This is a genomic window from Brevundimonas sp. KH_060 (assembly GCF_057838275.1).
In genome coordinates this window covers 1458176-1472144 of record NZ_CM174463.1, presented here as the reverse complement: position 1 = coordinate 1472144, position 13969 = coordinate 1458176, and the positions used below count along the sequence as shown (strand labels likewise).

15 protein-coding genes are annotated in these 13969 nt (G+C 67.7%); 5 read left to right on the top strand and 10 right to left on the bottom strand.

Annotated elements, in window-relative coordinates; all coding sequences use genetic code 11:
* Window positions 1-14 precede the first annotated feature (14 nt).
* From yajC to AC3IPP_RS07245, 7 genes are all read right to left on the bottom strand, one after another.
* Entirely contained in the window at window positions 15-329 is a 315-nt protein-coding gene (yajC, locus tag AC3IPP_RS07275; RefSeq protein WP_003165259.1) for a preprotein translocase subunit YajC, read from the bottom strand.
* A gap of 147 nt (window positions 330-476) precedes the next feature.
* Window positions 477-1583: a peptidoglycan DD-metalloendopeptidase family protein gene (locus tag AC3IPP_RS07270; RefSeq protein WP_489150880.1), complete on the bottom strand. Its 1107-nt coding sequence runs from the start codon at window positions 1581-1583 to the stop codon at window positions 477-479.
* A 127-nt stretch (window positions 1584-1710) separates the two neighbouring features.
* Window positions 1711-2355, bottom strand: coding sequence for a protein-L-isoaspartate(D-aspartate) O-methyltransferase (locus tag AC3IPP_RS07265; RefSeq protein ID WP_003165261.1), 645 nt, complete (start codon window positions 2353-2355; stop codon window positions 1711-1713).
* The gene (gene surE / locus AC3IPP_RS07260) at window positions 2352-3143 is read right to left on the bottom strand and encodes a 5'/3'-nucleotidase SurE (RefSeq protein ID WP_003165262.1); all 792 of its coding nucleotides are present in this window, start codon (window positions 3141-3143) and stop codon (window positions 2352-2354) included. Before surE ends, AC3IPP_RS07265 begins: the two co-directional genes overlap by 4 nt.
* Window positions 3144-3314: 171 nt before the next feature.
* The gene (gene serS / locus AC3IPP_RS07255) at window positions 3315-4598 is read right to left on the bottom strand and encodes a serine--tRNA ligase (RefSeq protein WP_489150879.1); all 1284 of its coding nucleotides are present in this window, start codon (window positions 4596-4598) and stop codon (window positions 3315-3317) included.
* A gap of 85 nt (window positions 4599-4683) precedes the next feature.
* Window positions 4684-5988: a YceI family protein gene (locus tag AC3IPP_RS07250; protein ID WP_489150878.1), complete on the bottom strand. Its 1305-nt coding sequence runs from the start codon at window positions 5986-5988 to the stop codon at window positions 4684-4686.
* Window positions 5989-6064: 76 nt separating this feature from the next.
* Window positions 6065-6778, bottom strand: a complete 714-nt coding sequence (locus tag AC3IPP_RS07245; RefSeq protein WP_087140750.1) for a YceI family protein — start codon at window positions 6776-6778, stop codon at window positions 6065-6067.
* Window positions 6779-6991: 213 nt separating this feature from the next.
* On the opposite strand from AC3IPP_RS07245, the gene mutL reads away from it, so the two are divergent.
* The 3 genes from mutL (at window position 6992) to AC3IPP_RS07230 (ending at window position 9991) form a co-directional block, all read left to right on the top strand.
* A complete protein-coding gene (gene mutL / locus AC3IPP_RS07240) occupies window positions 6992-8914 on the top strand; it encodes a DNA mismatch repair endonuclease MutL (RefSeq protein ID WP_489150877.1) in 1923 nt (640 codons plus the stop codon).
* Between the two features lie 145 nt (window positions 8915-9059).
* On the top strand, window positions 9060-9530 hold the full coding sequence (locus AC3IPP_RS07235) for a low molecular weight protein-tyrosine-phosphatase (RefSeq protein ID WP_489150876.1): 471 nt from the start codon (window positions 9060-9062) through the stop codon (window positions 9528-9530).
* A 185-nt stretch (window positions 9531-9715) separates the two neighbouring features.
* Window positions 9716-9991 carry a YjhX family toxin gene (locus AC3IPP_RS07230; protein ID WP_003165268.1) on the top strand — a complete coding sequence of 92 codons (276 nt, stop codon included), beginning with the start codon at window positions 9716-9718 and terminating at the stop codon, window positions 9989-9991.
* Here the strand turns inward: AC3IPP_RS07230 and rsmD are convergent.
* Window positions 9974-10549 carry a 16S rRNA (guanine(966)-N(2))-methyltransferase RsmD gene (gene rsmD, locus AC3IPP_RS07225; RefSeq protein ID WP_489150875.1) on the bottom strand — a complete coding sequence of 192 codons (576 nt, stop codon included), beginning with the start codon at window positions 10547-10549 and terminating at the stop codon, window positions 9974-9976. The genes AC3IPP_RS07230 and rsmD overlap by 18 nt on opposite strands.
* A gap of 46 nt (window positions 10550-10595) precedes the next feature.
* Between rsmD and AC3IPP_RS07220 the strand changes: the two genes are divergently transcribed.
* Window positions 10596-11543 (top strand): CPBP family intramembrane glutamic endopeptidase, encoded by a 948-nt coding sequence (locus tag AC3IPP_RS07220; protein WP_489150874.1) that lies wholly within the window; start codon window positions 10596-10598, stop codon window positions 11541-11543.
* Here the strand turns inward: AC3IPP_RS07220 and AC3IPP_RS07215 are convergent.
* Both AC3IPP_RS07215 and AC3IPP_RS07210 read right to left on the bottom strand, forming a co-directional pair.
* Window positions 11528-11944 (bottom strand): GFA family protein, encoded by a 417-nt coding sequence (locus tag AC3IPP_RS07215; protein ID WP_489150873.1) that lies wholly within the window; start codon window positions 11942-11944, stop codon window positions 11528-11530. The two genes, AC3IPP_RS07220 and AC3IPP_RS07215, sit on opposite strands and share 16 nt — an antisense overlap.
* Window positions 11945-11966: 22 nt before the next feature.
* Complete coding sequence (locus tag AC3IPP_RS07210; RefSeq protein ID WP_489150872.1) at window positions 11967-13457, bottom strand: pseudouridine synthase; 1491 nt, start codon at window positions 13455-13457, stop codon at window positions 11967-11969.
* Between AC3IPP_RS07210 and tadA the strand changes: the two genes are divergently transcribed.
* Complete coding sequence (gene tadA, locus AC3IPP_RS07205) at window positions 13446-13940, top strand: tRNA adenosine(34) deaminase TadA (protein ID WP_489150871.1); 495 nt, start codon at window positions 13446-13448, stop codon at window positions 13938-13940. The two genes, AC3IPP_RS07210 and tadA, sit on opposite strands and share 12 nt — an antisense overlap.
* Window positions 13941-13969 lie beyond the last annotated feature (29 nt).

The following is a 13969-nucleotide window of genomic DNA, read 5'->3' as shown; positions in this document are numbered from 1 at the left end:
CCGAGGCGAGGCTATCAGCCCTTGTCGTTGGCCGCGATGGCGGTGCGGTTGCGGACTTCAGCGATCATCGCCTTGACCACGCGGACGTTCACGCCCTGCGAGATCTCGACCATGGCCTCGGCGTCCTCGACGCGGGTGACCTTGCCGACCATGCCGTTGGACAGGACGACTTCGTCGCCGCGCTTGACGCCGGCGATCAGGGCCTGATGCGCCTTCATCCGCTTTTGCTGCGGGCGGATCATCAGGAAGTAGAACAGGATGAAGATCGCGACGATCGGCGCGATCTGGATGACAAGGGCCATCAGGCCGCCGTCTTGGGTTGCAGTCATTAGAAACTCCCCGACGCGGGCCGCGCCTTCATCGGGGGCCCTTCGAAAAACAAGGCGCGGAACCTAGGGCGCGCCGGGCCGATTTGCAACGCGACGCAATAACAAGAGCATCCGGGCGTCGCCGCCCGGACACGCCTTTTCACGCAATCAGCGCGGAAGGACCGTCAGCGGGTCCAGAGCGACCGGATCATCGCCGCGCATCTGACGCACTTCATAGTGGATCGACGGACGCCCATCGCCCGCCGTCAGACCCACCGTGCCGATGGCTTGACCGGCCCGAACCTGCGCCCCGTCGCGCACCGTGGCCGAGCCCAGATGCCCGTAAACCGTGCGCCATCCGTCGCGGTGGACGATCAGGACCGTCAGCCCCTGCCCCACGATATCGTCGCCAACGTAGGCCACCGTGCCGTCGGCCGAGGCCTTGACCTCGGTTCCTGCCGAAGCGCCGATGTTGATGCCGTTGTTACGCTCGCCCATGCCCACCGGGCCGAAACGACGCAGAATATCCCCCCGCACCGGCCATTGCAGGGCCAGCGGTTGACCGACCGCCGTCGACGGCGGGCGCGACGGCGCAGCCGCGGCAGGCGGCGTGGCGGGCGTACGCGACGGCGGCGGCAGAGGCGCATTGCCGCTGGGCGGCGGCGGCGGCGGCGGCGGCGGCGCGACGCCGTTGTTCGGCGTCCTCACCCCGACCGGCGACGGCCCCGTGGCGTAAGGATCGGCGCCCGCGTCCACCGCGCTGTCCGGCAGAATGATGCGTTGTCCCGCAGAGATCGCGCCCCGCGGCCCCAGGCCGTTCAGGTCGATCAAAATCTGCACCGGCGTACGGAAACGACGCCCCACGCCCGAAATGGTGTCGCCCGGTTGAATCACATAGGTCGCGCCCGGCATCGCCGGATTGCCCGCAGCGGGCGGCGGCGTCACCGTGCTCGGCGTTCCGGTCGAGGGATAGGCAGGACCGCCCGCAGGGGGCAGGCCGCCGCCTTCGATATTGCCAGCCGGCGCGCGCGGTCCTTCCTGGATCGGCGGTTGAGCTGGCTGCTGCGGCTGCGTCGCCGGCCCTTGGTAATAGGGATTGTTCGGATAGGCGCCGGGCTGCTGGCCCTGGGGTTGCCCCGACTGTTGCGGATAACCCCCCGCCCCCATCGGCCGGGTCGAGTAGCGCGGCTCGTTCGGATAGGTCGAACACGCCGTCACCGCCAGCGCCCCGCCGACGACCGCCGCCGCCCTGATCCAGCCTGTGAAGCCGCTCATGCGTCTCTCCGTATTAACCTTGTTCAGCATTCAGAAGCCGGTTTGCCCCGACCCGTGGCCGAATCCAACCCGGCAACCCGCGCGAAAGTGGGGCGGAAAGGTTAATGGAGCGGTGAGATTTCGCCCCTCACCCTTCTTTCGCCGTCCCTTCGACCAGGGGAACGAAGCGGACCTCGCACAGGCTTTCCCGCTGGAAACTGCCGTCGGGCTGGCCGGTGTAGCGGTTCAGCATCTGCACCGAGGTGCGTCCCACCGGCGCGACCAGGACGCCGCCCGGCTTCAGTTGCTTCAGCAGTTCCGTCGGCTCATGCGGCGAGGCCGCCGTGACCATGATCCGGTCGAACGGCGCCTGCTCCGGCCAACCCTGTCCGCCGTCGCCGTGGCGAGTGAAGACATTATCGATCCCAAGGATTTTCAATCGGTTCTCAGCCTCATTTAAGAGGCTCTTGTAACGCTCGACCGAATAGACGAAGCGCGCCATGCGGCTCAGCACCGCGCACTGGTAGCCGCTGCCGGTGCCGATCTCGAGCACGCGATGGCGCGGCTGAACGTCCAGCGCCTGGGTCATCAGGCCGACGATGAAGGGCTGGCTGATCGTCTGGGCGCAGTCGATCGGCAGGGCCTGATCCTCCCACGCCTGATCGAGGAATTTCTCATGGACGAAGACGGCGCGGTCGATGGACTCCATCGCCTTCAGAACCCGCGCGTCCGTCACCCCCTGACGCCGCAGCGACAGGATCAACCGGCCCGCGCGGTCGTCCTTGAGACTCATTTTTCCTGCGGCCCCTTGGGCGGGGCGCCGCCCAGCACCTTCTTCAGATCGTTGACCGACTGCATGTGCGTCAGGTCGATGTGCAGCGGCGTGACCGAGATGCGACCCTCGTCCATGGCGCGCAGGTCGGTGCCGTCAGCGTGCTCCTGCGGCGCGCCGCGGAAGGCCATCCAGTAGTAGTCGCGGCCGCGCAGGTCGGTGCGGCGGATGGCGTGCATCTCGCCGATGTCGCGGAAGCCTTGGCGCGTCACCTCGACCGTCTTGACCAGTTCCGGCGGCAGGCGCGGGAAGTTGACGTTCATGACCACGCCTTCCCCCCATTTCTGCTCCAGCAGGCGGGCGACGATGCCGGGACCGAAGGCCTCGGCCGTTTCCCAATGAGCGATCGCTTCGTCGTGGAACCGCTCCAGCGACTGCGACAGGGCGATGGAGCGGATGCCGAAGGCCATGCCCTGAAGGGCGCCCGCCACCGTGCCGGAATAGCTGACGTCCTCGCCCACGTTGTGGCCGCGATTGACGCCCGACAGCACCAGATCAGGCTTCTCGGGCATGATGTCGTTGACGGCCAGGATGACGCAGTCGGTCGGGGTGCCGGTCACGGCGAACCGCTTGTCGCCCAGCTGATTGACGCGCAGCGGCTCGGTCAGGGTGATGCCCCGCCCCTTGGCCGACTGCTCGGTCTGCGGCGCGACGACCCAGACGTCGTCCGACAGGGCGCGGGCGATCTTTTCCAGACAGGCCAGGCCCTCGGCCTCGATGCCGTCGTCGTTGGTGAGGAGGATACGCATCAGGCTTCCTTCTCCCCTTGCGGGAGAAGGTGGCTGGCGAAGCCAGACGGATGAGGGGTCGAACCCCGGCCGGTAATCATGTCGTCTGAACTCGCCACTAGCATCTTCTGTCTGAGCAACCCCTCATCCGAGCCGCTGCGCGGCCCACCTTCTCCCACAAGGGGAGAAGGATCAGCCCACCTGTTTCAACCCGCCCATATAGGGCTGCAAGGCGGCCGGAACCGCGATGGCGCCGTCCTCCTGCTGATAGTTTTCCATCACCGCAACCAGGGTGCGGCCGACCGCCAGACCCGAACCGTTCAGGGTGTGCAGGAACTCGGTCTTCTTCTCGCCTGCGCGCTTGAACCGGGCGTCCATGCGCCGGGCCTGAAAGTCGCCGCAGTTCGAGCAGGAGCTGATCTCGCGATAGGTGTTCTGCGACGGCAGCCAGACCTCGAGGTCATAGGTCTTCTGCGCCGAGAAACCCATGTCGCCCTTGCACAGCAGCACCTTGCGATATGGCAGCTCCAGCGCCTGAAGCACCGCCTCGGCGCAGCCGGTCATGCGTTCATGCTCGGCCTCGGAATCCTCGGGACGGCAGATGGAGACCATCTCGACCTTGGAGAACTGGTGCTGGCGGATCAGGCCGCGCGTATCGCGTCCCGCCGACCCCGCTTCGGCGCGGAAGCAAGGCGTCAGGGCGGTCATACGCAGGGGCTGGGCGACCTCGTCCTCGGACAGGATCTGCTCACGCACCAGGTTGGTCAGGGAGACTTCAGCGGTAGGGATGAGCAGGTGCTCGCCAGCGCGGAACAGATCTTCCTCGAACTTCGGCAACTGGCCGGTGCCGAACATGGCGTCGTCCTTGACCATGTAGGGCGGCGCGACTTCCTGATACCCGTGCTTGTCCGTCTGCAGGTCCAGCATGAACTGACCGATGGCGCGTTCCAGACGCGCCAGATGGCCCTTCAGCACGGCGAAGCGCGAACCGGACATCTTGGCGGCAGCCTCGAAGTCCAGCAGGCCCAGCGCCTCGCCCAGATCGGCGTGGCCCTTGGCCGGCCCCGTCGTGCGCGGCACGCCCCACTTCACGACTTCGACGTTGTCGTTTTCGTCCTCGCCGTCCGGCACATTGGCAGCGGCTAGGTTCTTCAATCCGGCCAGCAGGTCTCGCAGTTCGGCGCCTTTAGCGGTCTCGGCCTCGCCCGCCTCGGCGATCTCGCCTTTGAGGGTCTCGACCTCGGCCTTCAGGCGGTCGGCCTCGGCCATGTCCTTCTGGCCCATGGCGGCGCCGATGGCCTTGGAGGCGGCGTTGCGCTTGGCCAGGGCGTCCTGGCCGCGCGTCTGGGCGGCGCGCAGTTCGACGTCCAGCGCCAGAATGAGCGCGACGACATCGGCGGCGTCATCCACGCCGCGCGACGACCAGCCCGCAACGAAGGCTTCGGGATTGTCGCGAATGGCTCGGATATCGTGCATGGCGTCGCTCTTTCGGCGCTCAAGGAAGGAGAGCCGAAGGCTGTAGCGCCCCACGCGGAGTCGGGCAAACCCCGCGCCCCATTTCTTAACCCTGACGCGTCGCCTTCACGTTGATCTCGACGCCGATGGCCTTGGACACCCAGTCGCCGCCCGCATCGGACGCCATGCCCATGTTCAGCGCCGTGCGGTCCAGCTCCAGCTTGCCCGCGACCGTGGCCGCGCCGTTCGCCTCGTCGAAGGTGAAGGGCAGGACGACCGGGACCGTCGTCGTCTTGATCCGCAGGGTTCCGGTCGCCTCATAACGGTTGCCGCCCAGCGCCTTGAACGCCGTCGCCTCAAAGCGTGCGGTCGGATAGGTCGAGGTGTCGAACCATTCGGCGCCCGGCAGGCTGCCTTCCTGCGTCGCATCGCCGGTCTTGGCCGTGCCGGTCTGGACCGTCACCACGGCCTTGGAGCCGGCCAGATCGGCCGGATCGAACCAGACTTGCGCATCCCACTGCTCGAACCGGCCGGTGAAGGCCTTGCCGGTGTGGGTTCCTGTGAACTGGATGGTCGAGGCGGCCTTGTCCACGGTCCAGGCGGCGGCTGTGCCCGGCGTCACGGCGGCGTCGGCCGCAGGCGCAGCGGCGGGGGCCGAGGCGACCGCCTGCCCTTCCACCTTGGGCGCCGGCCTGGCGGCCAAGCCGAAGGCGGCGCCGATCACAACCACGAAGGCCACGCCCGCTAGTCGCTCGGCCCAGCGCAGGGCCAGCGTCGGTTCCGGCGCAAGACCGTGGCTATCGTCGCCATGCGGCAGGACCGGGATCATGTGCGACAGCACCCCGTCGCGGTCAAAGAACTGGTGCTTCAGCGCCGCCCCGACATGCAGGGCGACTAGCACGATCGCGCCCCAGGCCAGCTTGCTGTGCGCGCCCATGGCCATCCAGGCCGTCGCGCGGCGGGCGGCTTCGGAAGCGTGCTCGATGAAAGGCAGGCGCGGAATGGTGAACAGGCCGAACCAGCTGGTCGCCACGGCCAGCGGCGTGTCCGTGACCACGGCCCATCCGGTCGAGACATAGACCCACCCCGTCAGCGGCAGGGCCAGCATCAGGGCGTAGAAGGCGGCGTGCGTCGCCCGCGCGGCGAACTGCTCCCACCCCTTCATGGCGCCCGGCAGAGCCGGAACCGGGTGCGTCAGCCGCCACACGATCCGCAGCACCGTCAGCGCCAGGATCAGGAAGCCGATCGACTTGTGAATCTGGAAAACGCGATAGGCCAGCGCCTGGCTGTCGGGCTGAACGATGGCGTCGCTCATCCACCAGCCCATCGGGATCATCGACAGGATGGCGATCGCGATCAGCCAGTGCAGGGCGATGGCGACGGCGCTGTATCGGCTCGGGCGGCGGGTCATGGGAAGTCTCGCGTTCGGTCTGAACATGAAGAGGGCGGGACCCAACGGCCCCGCCCCTTCGTCGTGCTTTCGCCTATCAGGCGGCGGGAGCCGCCGGGGCCGCCGGGGCGACTTCCTGGATGAACTCGGCGTCGAAGCGGATCGTCACCTCATCGCCGACCGGGCCCAGCGCCATGCCGAAATCGGTGCGCTTGAACTTGCCTTCAGCCGAGAAGCCGATGGCCGGCGCCGGCACGAACGGGTGCTTCTCCAGATCGCCGTTGAACGTCGCGTCCAGCGTCACCGGCTTGGTCACGCCCAGGAAGGTCAGGTCGCCCGTCACCTTGGCGGTGCGCGTGCCCGTCAGCTCGACCTTGGTCGACTTGAAGGTGATCTGCGGGAAGGCGCCGGCGTTCAGGAAGTTCTTGTTCTTGGCGATGTCCTCGCTCCAGCTCTTGAAGCCGGTGGCGGCGTGGGTGCCGACGTAGTCGCCCTGATAGTTGGCGTCGACCGAGGTCGGATCGATGGTCGCCTCAACCGTGCTGTTGGCCAGGTTGGCGGTGTCCAGGGTGATCTTGGCGTCGAACTTGTTGAAGCGCGCCGTGTAGTTCGAGATCGAGTTGTGCGGCAGCGACCACTGCAGCGAAGCGTGGGTCGGGTCCATCACATAGACGCCCGAGGTGGCCTTCAGCGCCACTGGGGCGGTCGAGGCGGCGTCGGTCGTCGGGGCGCCGGCGGTGTCAGCGGGCTGGCTGCAGGCGGCCAGCAGGGCAGCGGCCGATACGGCGATCAGGGCGGCTTTGATCTTCATGGGAGAGGAAACCTCAATCAAACGGTTGAAACGAAAACTGGACAGACAGTCCGGAAACAGGTCGAGTGTCCATCCGGCCTCGCCGTCGGACTGCAACAGTATAAGTTGCCATTCACGCGCTTCAACCCCCCTGATCACGAAATCCGCCTCAGGCCTCACGAAAAAAGGATTGAGGTGCGTCCTTGGGCGACGGCGCCTATCTTCGCGACTCACATGACCATCCGCCGTCTCCCCCCCGAAACCGTCAACCGCATCGCCGCCGGCGAAGTGGTCGAACGCCCGGCCAGCGCCATCAAGGAACTGGTTGAGAACGCCATCGACGCCGACGCCCGCAGCATCGAGATTCAGGCGGACGGCGGCGGCCTGACCCGCATCCTGATCGCCGACGACGGCAAGGGCATCCCGCGCGATGAACTGCCCGTCGCCATCGAGCGCCACGCCACGTCGAAGCTTGAGCCGGACGACGCAGGCGACGTGGACCTGCTGCGCATCTTCACCCTGGGCTTCCGGGGGGAGGCCCTGCCCTCCATCGGTTCGGTCGCCCGGTTGAACATCACCACACGCGCCAAGGTCGAGACGGGCCAGCCCCAGAACGACGCCTGGGCCATCTCCGTCGAGGGCGGGGCCCAGCGCCCCCTGTCGCCTGCCGCCTTCCCCGGCCCGCACGGCGCGCGGGTCGAGGTGCGCGACCTCTTCTACGCCACCCCTGCCCGGCTGAAGTTCATGAAGTCCGAACGGGCCGAGGCCATGGCCATCTCAGAAGAGATCAAGCGCCAGGCCATGGCGCACGAAGCCGTGGCCTTCACCCTCAGCCTGGACGGCAAGACGACCCTGCGACTCCCCGCCGAACATCCCGGCGACGAAGGACGGCTGAAGCGGCTCGGCGCCCTGCTGGGCCGCGACTTCGAGGCCAACGCCCTGCTGATCGATCAGGAGCGCGACGGCGTGCGCCTGTCCGGCTATGCGGGCCTGCCGACCTATTCGCGGGGCAATGCGGCGCACCAGTTCCTGTTCGTCAACGGCCGCCCGGTGCGGGACCGCCTGCTGCAAGGGGCCCTGCGCGGCGCCTACGCCGACTTCCTGGCGCGCGACCGGCACCCGGCGGCGGCCCTCTTCATCGACATCGACCCGCTGTATGTCGACGTGAACGTCCACCCGGCCAAGGCGGAGGTGCGTTTTCGCGATCCGGCGCTGGTGCGAGGCCTGATCGTCGGCGCCCTGCGTCACGCCCTGCACGCGGCGGGACACCGCGCCTCGACCACGGTCGCCGCCGACGCCCTGTCCGGCTTCCGTCCTCACACCGGCGAGGCGCTCTACAACCCGGCCGCGCCGCAGTCGTTCAGCAACGCCGCGCAGGGCTGGAGCGGCTGGCAAGGCTGGTCGCAACCGGCCGCCGCCGCCCAGAACCTGCCCGGCCTCAACGAACGCTCCGGGCGCGTCGAACACACGTGGAGCGGCGAAGCCGCCGCCCCCAGCTTCCGCACCTTGGGCGAAATCCAGGCCGAACACGCCGGTCAGATCGCGCCTGGCGCTTCGGCCCCCGTCGATTTGATCGACTATCCGCTAGGCGCCGCGCGGGCGCAGCTTCACGCCAACTACATCGTGGCCCAGACCCGCGACGGCCTGATCATCGTCGACCAGCACGCCGCGCATGAACGCCTCGTCTATGAGCGCATGAAGGCCCAGATGGCCGACGGCGCCGTCACCCGTCAGGCCCTTCTGACGCCCGAAGTCGTCGAACTGGACCCCGCCGAGGCCGAGCGCGTCGCCGCCAAGGCCGAGGAACTGGCCGAGATGGGCCTGATCGTCGAAGCCTTCGGCGCAGGCGCGGTGCTGGTGCGCGAAACCCCGGCCCTTCTGGGCGACACCGACGTTCAGGGACTGATCCGCGACATCGCCGACGACCTGTCCGAACACGGCGCCGCCCTGTCGTTGAAGGAACGGATGGCCGAGGTCTGCGGCACCATGGCCTGCCACGGCTCGGTGCGCTCGGGCCGCGTCCTGTCGGCGCCTGAGATGAACGCCCTGCTGCGCCAGATGGAGGCCACACCTCACTCCGGCCAGTGCAACCACGGCCGCCCGACTTATGTGGAGTTGAAGCTGCACGATCTCGAAAAGCTGTTCGGGCGACGCTGACCCTACCCTCGCTCATCCCGGCGAAGGCCGGGATCCAGATTAAAGGACTGAGGATCTCGGGAATCTGGCCGCAGCAATCCTTCAACCAACCGTGACGTTTGCATCTGGATCCCGGCCTTCGCTGGGATGAGCGAATAAGACCAGCATGACCTACAGCATCCTCTTCGTCTGCCTCGGCAATATCTGTCGCTCGCCGCTGGCCGAGGCCGCCTTCCGTGAAGAAGCGCGTCGCCTGAAGCTGGACGCCATCACGGATTCCGCAGGGACAGGAAACTGGCACGTCGGCTCCCCACCCGATCCGCGCGCACAGGCTGTCGCGCTTAAGAACGGCGTCGACATCTCAGCCCTGCGCGGTCGTCAGGTGAAGCCTGCCGACTTCCGCCGCTTCACCCATCTGGTGGCGATGGATCACGACAACCTGGCGAACCTGCGCCACCTCGCCCCGCCCGACGCCACGGCCGAGTTGTCCCTGCTGCTGGATCACGTCGAGGGCCGCGCAGGCCAGGCCGTGGCCGACCCCTATTTCGGCGAGGACGACGGCTTTGACGTCACCTGGGCGGACGTCACGACCGGTGCCCGCGCGCTGGCCGCCAAGCTTCAGCGCCATAGGGGCTGAGCGCCTAGTCGTCGGCGTCTTCACCGTGTTATAGGCCGCGCCTTCCCCCAATGGGATCGAACCATGTTTGAGATTGTAGCCACGGCATAGGCCCCGGACGCTGATCGTCCCGAGGCCTCCTGAGCCCGCCCCGCGCCGCGTTGCGCCGGGCGCGTGTCTTCTCATGCCTTGGAAATCTCAATCCCATGAACCTGTCACGTGCGGAGCAACGCACGCTCCACGCCCTCGCCCAGGGCGGTCGCATCCTGCTGGAACGCGACGAACAGGGCCGAATCCTGGCCGCCCGCTGCTTCACCCGCGAAGGCTGGGTGCTGGACGGCTGTAACCTGGATCAATGGCGCAGCCTGAAGCGCAAGGGTGTCATCAAGTCGCGAAACGGCGGCCCCTACGTCGTCAACCGCGACGGCCTCAGCCGCCTGCGCAGCCGGGCCGACAACCGGACCTCAGGCCGAAGCTTCTGACGCCCTGAGGAACAGGACGCGCGCGGCGCCATAGTCGCGTGCGTCCAACCGCTCATAGCCAGGCGTGTCGATCTCGGGCTCGTCCGAGCCGCGCTCGAACACCACGATCGCGCCCGGCGCCAGCCAGTCGCCCTCCAACAGCCGCGCCAGCGTCTGTTCCCCCAACCCCTTGGCATAGGGCGGGTCCAGAAACGCCAGGGTGAAGGCCTCGCCGGCCGAGCCCGGACGCGGCCCCATGTCGGTCGCGCTGCGCCGATGCACCCGACACCGACCGAACAGACCATAGGCGTCCATGTTCTCGCGGATCGCGCCGCGCGCGCCGTCGTCCGTATCCACAAACAGGCAGAAGGCCGCACCGCGCGACAGCGCCTCGAACCCCAACGCGCCCGATCCGGCATAGAGGTCGATCACCCGCGCCTCGTGCAGACCTTCGGCCCACGGCGCGTGCTCCAGCACGTTGAAGGTCGCCTGACGCGCCCGATCCGACGTCGGCCGCGTGTTCTGTCCCTCGGGCGTAACGATGGCCCGACCACGATATTGTCCAGCGACGATTCTCATGGCCCCGCCTCTGGACCGACCAAGCGCGCAATGCAACGGTCGCCCCATGTCGAACGCCGGATTCTCAAGCTCCAGCCCTTCGCTTTTCCTCACCGCGGTCGAGGAAGCGCGAAACAGTCCGCTGATCGTCGGCGTCAGGCCCGCTGCGCGCTGGAAGCGGCTGGCAAGCTTCATCGCCCTGTCGTTCGTGTTGATGATCGCCGCTTCCATCGTCATCGCCCTGGCTATGACCGCCATCGAAGCGACAGGCGTTGTTCAGGCAGGTGTCCTTGACCCTGTGCCGGAAGGACCGAACCGACTGTATGGCGAAGTCATATCCGTGCTGGGCCTGGGCGCCTTCCTCGGCTTGTTGGCGGGCGCCGTCCTGCTCAGCGCCAAGATCGCGTATGGCGCGCCGACAACGGCCTTCCTGTGGCCCGGCCGCCCCTTCGCGCAGCGCCTACTATGGCTAGGTTTCGTCATCATGGCCGTCGTGGGAAGCGCCAGCGTCCTGATCTACAACCTGATCGACCCCACGGGGCCGGCGCCGATCCTGAATCCCGCCTATTCGGTCGAAAGCCGCCTGTTCTACGTCGCCGCCGCAGCTCTCGGCCTGTTCGTCGCAGCCGCCGCCGAAGAAGTCGTTTTTCGCGGCGTCCTGCTCCGGGTGACAGGCGGATTCACAGGCAGCCTGATCATTTTATGCCTGTTCAACGCCATCGTGTTTTCCGCCATTCACCTGGACCCCGATCCGGTGGCCTTCGTCGCACGCGCCCTGTCAGGCCTGATCTGGACCTGGGCCGCCTTGCGCCTTGGAGGGCTAGAGTTCGCCATCGGCGCCCACTGGGCAGGCAACCTCGCCATCGCTCTGCTGGGCGAACCGCTATCGGCGGAAGCGGTTTCCCAAGAGCCCACGCCGCTGTCGGCGCTTGCCTATGAAGCCGTCGCCCTGATCGTCGTGCTGTTCGTCGTCGAGCGGATCGTGCGCGCCCGACGCGCTCAGCCCTCCGCGTAGAGGGCTTCGACCTCGGCGCCGGTCATGCGTGTGCGATCGCCGGCGAAGGCATAGTTGGCGGGCTTGGCGTCGATGTAGATTTCGCTGGCGAAGGCGAAGGCCGACGGGTCGTCGAACGCCTGGACCGAGACCATGACCATGCCGCCCGCCTTCAACCGCCAGAACAGGTTGGAGCCGCAGGCCGAGCAGAACTGCCGCTCGGCCCAATCGGACGAGGCGTAGGTCGTCAGCGGTCCCTCGACTTCGACGGTATCGCCGCAGTCGACGCTGAGCGACACCCCGCCCGAGGTCCGGCGACACCGTTCGCAGTGGCAGGCATGCATCCCGCCCTTGGGCATGGCGGTGAAGCGCACCGCGCCGCACAGACAGCGGCCGTTCAACTGCTTTTCAACGTCCGCCATGTCCTGCGCCTTCGTTCACTGTTCAGTTGCGCCCGCGCGGGCCGCCGCGTCCGCCTGTTCCGCCCGAAGGCTTGCCGCCGAAGGGTTTGCCTCCAAAGGGCTTGCCGCCGCCACGAGGGCCGCCCGGCCGGTCGCCCGAGCGCGTATCAGGACGATCGCCGGTTCCGCCAGGACGACCGAACGGCTTGCCGCCAGGCTTCCCACCGGGACGGGCGCCCTTGGGCGGGCCGCGACGGTCGTCGATGAACTGGTCCGCGCGCGGTTCGCGCGGCGTGAACGGACGGCGCGGACGATCGCCGCCTTCCGTCCCTTCGCCATCGCCCGGACGGGCGCGCGGCTTGAAGGTCTTCTTGTGCTCGAACTTCGGCTTGGCCTTGGCCCAGCCTTCCTTGCGAGCGGGTTTACCGAACTCGGCGCCCTCTTCCGCAGCCGTCTCGGCGGCGCGCACGCGGCTGGGCTTGCGCGAGGGGTCCGACATGGCCGAGCCCGACTTGCCGCGCACGATCGGCGTGTTGGCGCGACGACCGGGAATCGGCGCCGGAGTCGCGACCGTATTGCCGGTCGGCAGATTCTCGGGGCGGATATGCTCGGCCAGCATTTCGCGGATCACGCGCGGGCCGACTTCCTCAACCGCGCCCACCGGCAGGGTGCCGAGCTGGAACGGACCATAGGCTAGGCGGATCAGGCGGTTGACCGTCAGGCCGACGCTCTCCAGCACCTTACGGACCTCACGGTTCTTGCCCTCGGTGATCTGGACGCTGAGCCACAGGTTAGCCGACGACTTCTCGCCCTCGGCCTTTTCCTTGGCCTTGTCGATGGTGGCTTCCACGGGGCCATAGCGCACGCCGTCGACGACCACGCCGTCCTTCAGCTTGTCCAGTTGCTCCTGGGTGATGCGGCCACGCGCACGGGCGCGATACTGGCGCACCAGGGCCGTGTCCGGCAGCTCCAGCGCCCGGCTCAGTTCGCCGTCGTTGGTCAGCAGCAGCAGGCCTTCAGTCGCCAGATCGAGACGACCGACCGAGATCACGCGCGGCAGGCCGCTGGGCAGGGCGTCGAACACGGTCGGACGGCCCGCCGGGTCGTTGTGGCTGGTGATGAGGCCCGCAGGCTTGTGATAGCGCCAGACGCGCGTCGCCTGGGCGGCCCCGATCGGCTTGCCGTCAACAGTGATCTTGTCGTCGCGTTTCACCAGCACGGCGGGCGTGGCCAGGATGCGGCCGTTCACCGCCACCTTGCCCAGACCGATCAGCCGTTCGACCTCACGACGCGAGGCGATGCCCGCGCGGGCCATGGCCTTGGCGATTCGTTCGGTGCGTTCGGGGCCCTTGGCCTCCGGCGCAGATTTGTCGCCCGGCTTGCCCCCGGCGCGGTCGCGAGGCTTGCCGCCCGGCTTTCCGTCCTTGTCGAAGGACTTTCGCGGGCCTTTATCGGCGAAATTGCGGGGGCCGCGCGGTCCGTCGTCTTGACGGGAGCGGGGCTTCTTGTCGTTGTCTTTGGGATGGCGATCCATGATGAGCGGTTCATGAGCATGGCGCTCGATCTGGCGCAAGCGGCGGCTGAAGCCGGCGAGGTGCCCGTCGGCGCGGTGATCGTGGACGAAAACACCGGCGAAGTGCTTGGGCGCGGGCAAAATGGGCCCATCACGGCCCATGATCCGACCGCCCATGCCGAGATCGTCGCCCTGCGCGATGCGGCGGCGAAGTTGCAGAATTATCGCCTTACGGACCTGACTCTTTATGTCACGCTGGAGCCATGCGCCATGTGCGCGGGCGCCATCAGCCACGCCCGCATCGGTCGCGTGGTCTGGGGGGCGGACGATCCCAAGGGCGGCGCCGTGCTCCACGGCGGGCGTTTCTTCGATCAGCCGACCTGCCACTGGCGTCCCGAAACCGAGAGCGGGGTCATGGCCGATCCCGCCGCTGAAATGCTGCGCGGCTTCTTCCGCGCTCGCCGGAAAACACGATCAGGAACGTCGGGCGACGCCGGGCGTTGAGCCTCCAAGCTTGACCTTGAGAGGGCCAC

What these genes read in the sequence shown, in the direction of transcription:
- yajC (WP_003165259.1), bottom strand. Translation starts at nt 329, where the DNA reads ATGACTGCAACCCAAGACGGCGGCCTGATGGCCCTTGTCATCCAGATC.
- AC3IPP_RS07270 (WP_489150880.1), bottom strand. Translation starts at nt 1,583, where the DNA reads ATGAGCGGCTTCACAGGCTGGATCAGGGCGGCGGCGGTCGTCGGCGGG.
- AC3IPP_RS07265 (WP_003165261.1), bottom strand. Translation starts at nt 2,355, where the DNA reads ATGAGTCTCAAGGACGACCGCGCGGGCCGGTTGATCCTGTCGCTGCGG.
- surE (WP_003165262.1), bottom strand. Translation starts at nt 3,143, where the DNA reads ATGCGTATCCTCCTCACCAACGACGACGGCATCGAGGCCGAGGGCCTG.
- serS (WP_489150879.1), bottom strand. Translation starts at nt 4,598, where the DNA reads ATGCACGATATCCGAGCCATTCGCGACAATCCCGAAGCCTTCGTTGCG.
- AC3IPP_RS07250 (WP_489150878.1), bottom strand. Translation starts at nt 5,988, where the DNA reads ATGACCCGCCGCCCGAGCCGATACAGCGCCGTCGCCATCGCCCTGCAC.
- AC3IPP_RS07245 (WP_087140750.1), bottom strand. Translation starts at nt 6,778, where the DNA reads ATGAAGATCAAAGCCGCCCTGATCGCCGTATCGGCCGCTGCCCTGCTG.
- mutL (WP_489150877.1), top strand. Translation starts at nt 6,992, where the DNA reads ATGACCATCCGCCGTCTCCCCCCCGAAACCGTCAACCGCATCGCCGCC.
- AC3IPP_RS07235 (WP_489150876.1), top strand. Translation starts at nt 9,060, where the DNA reads ATGACCTACAGCATCCTCTTCGTCTGCCTCGGCAATATCTGTCGCTCG.
- AC3IPP_RS07230 (WP_003165268.1), top strand. Translation starts at nt 9,716, where the DNA reads ATGAACCTGTCACGTGCGGAGCAACGCACGCTCCACGCCCTCGCCCAG.
- rsmD (WP_489150875.1), bottom strand. Translation starts at nt 10,549, where the DNA reads ATGAGAATCGTCGCTGGACAATATCGTGGTCGGGCCATCGTTACGCCC.
- AC3IPP_RS07220 (WP_489150874.1), top strand. Translation starts at nt 10,596, where the DNA reads ATGTCGAACGCCGGATTCTCAAGCTCCAGCCCTTCGCTTTTCCTCACC.
- AC3IPP_RS07215 (WP_489150873.1), bottom strand. Translation starts at nt 11,944, where the DNA reads ATGGCGGACGTTGAAAAGCAGTTGAACGGCCGCTGTCTGTGCGGCGCG.
- tadA (WP_489150871.1), top strand. Translation starts at nt 13,446, where the DNA reads ATGGCGATCCATGATGAGCGGTTCATGAGCATGGCGCTCGATCTGGCG.
- AC3IPP_RS07210 (WP_489150872.1), bottom strand. Translation starts at nt 13,457, where the DNA reads ATGGATCGCCATCCCAAAGACAACGACAAGAAGCCCCGCTCCCGTCAA.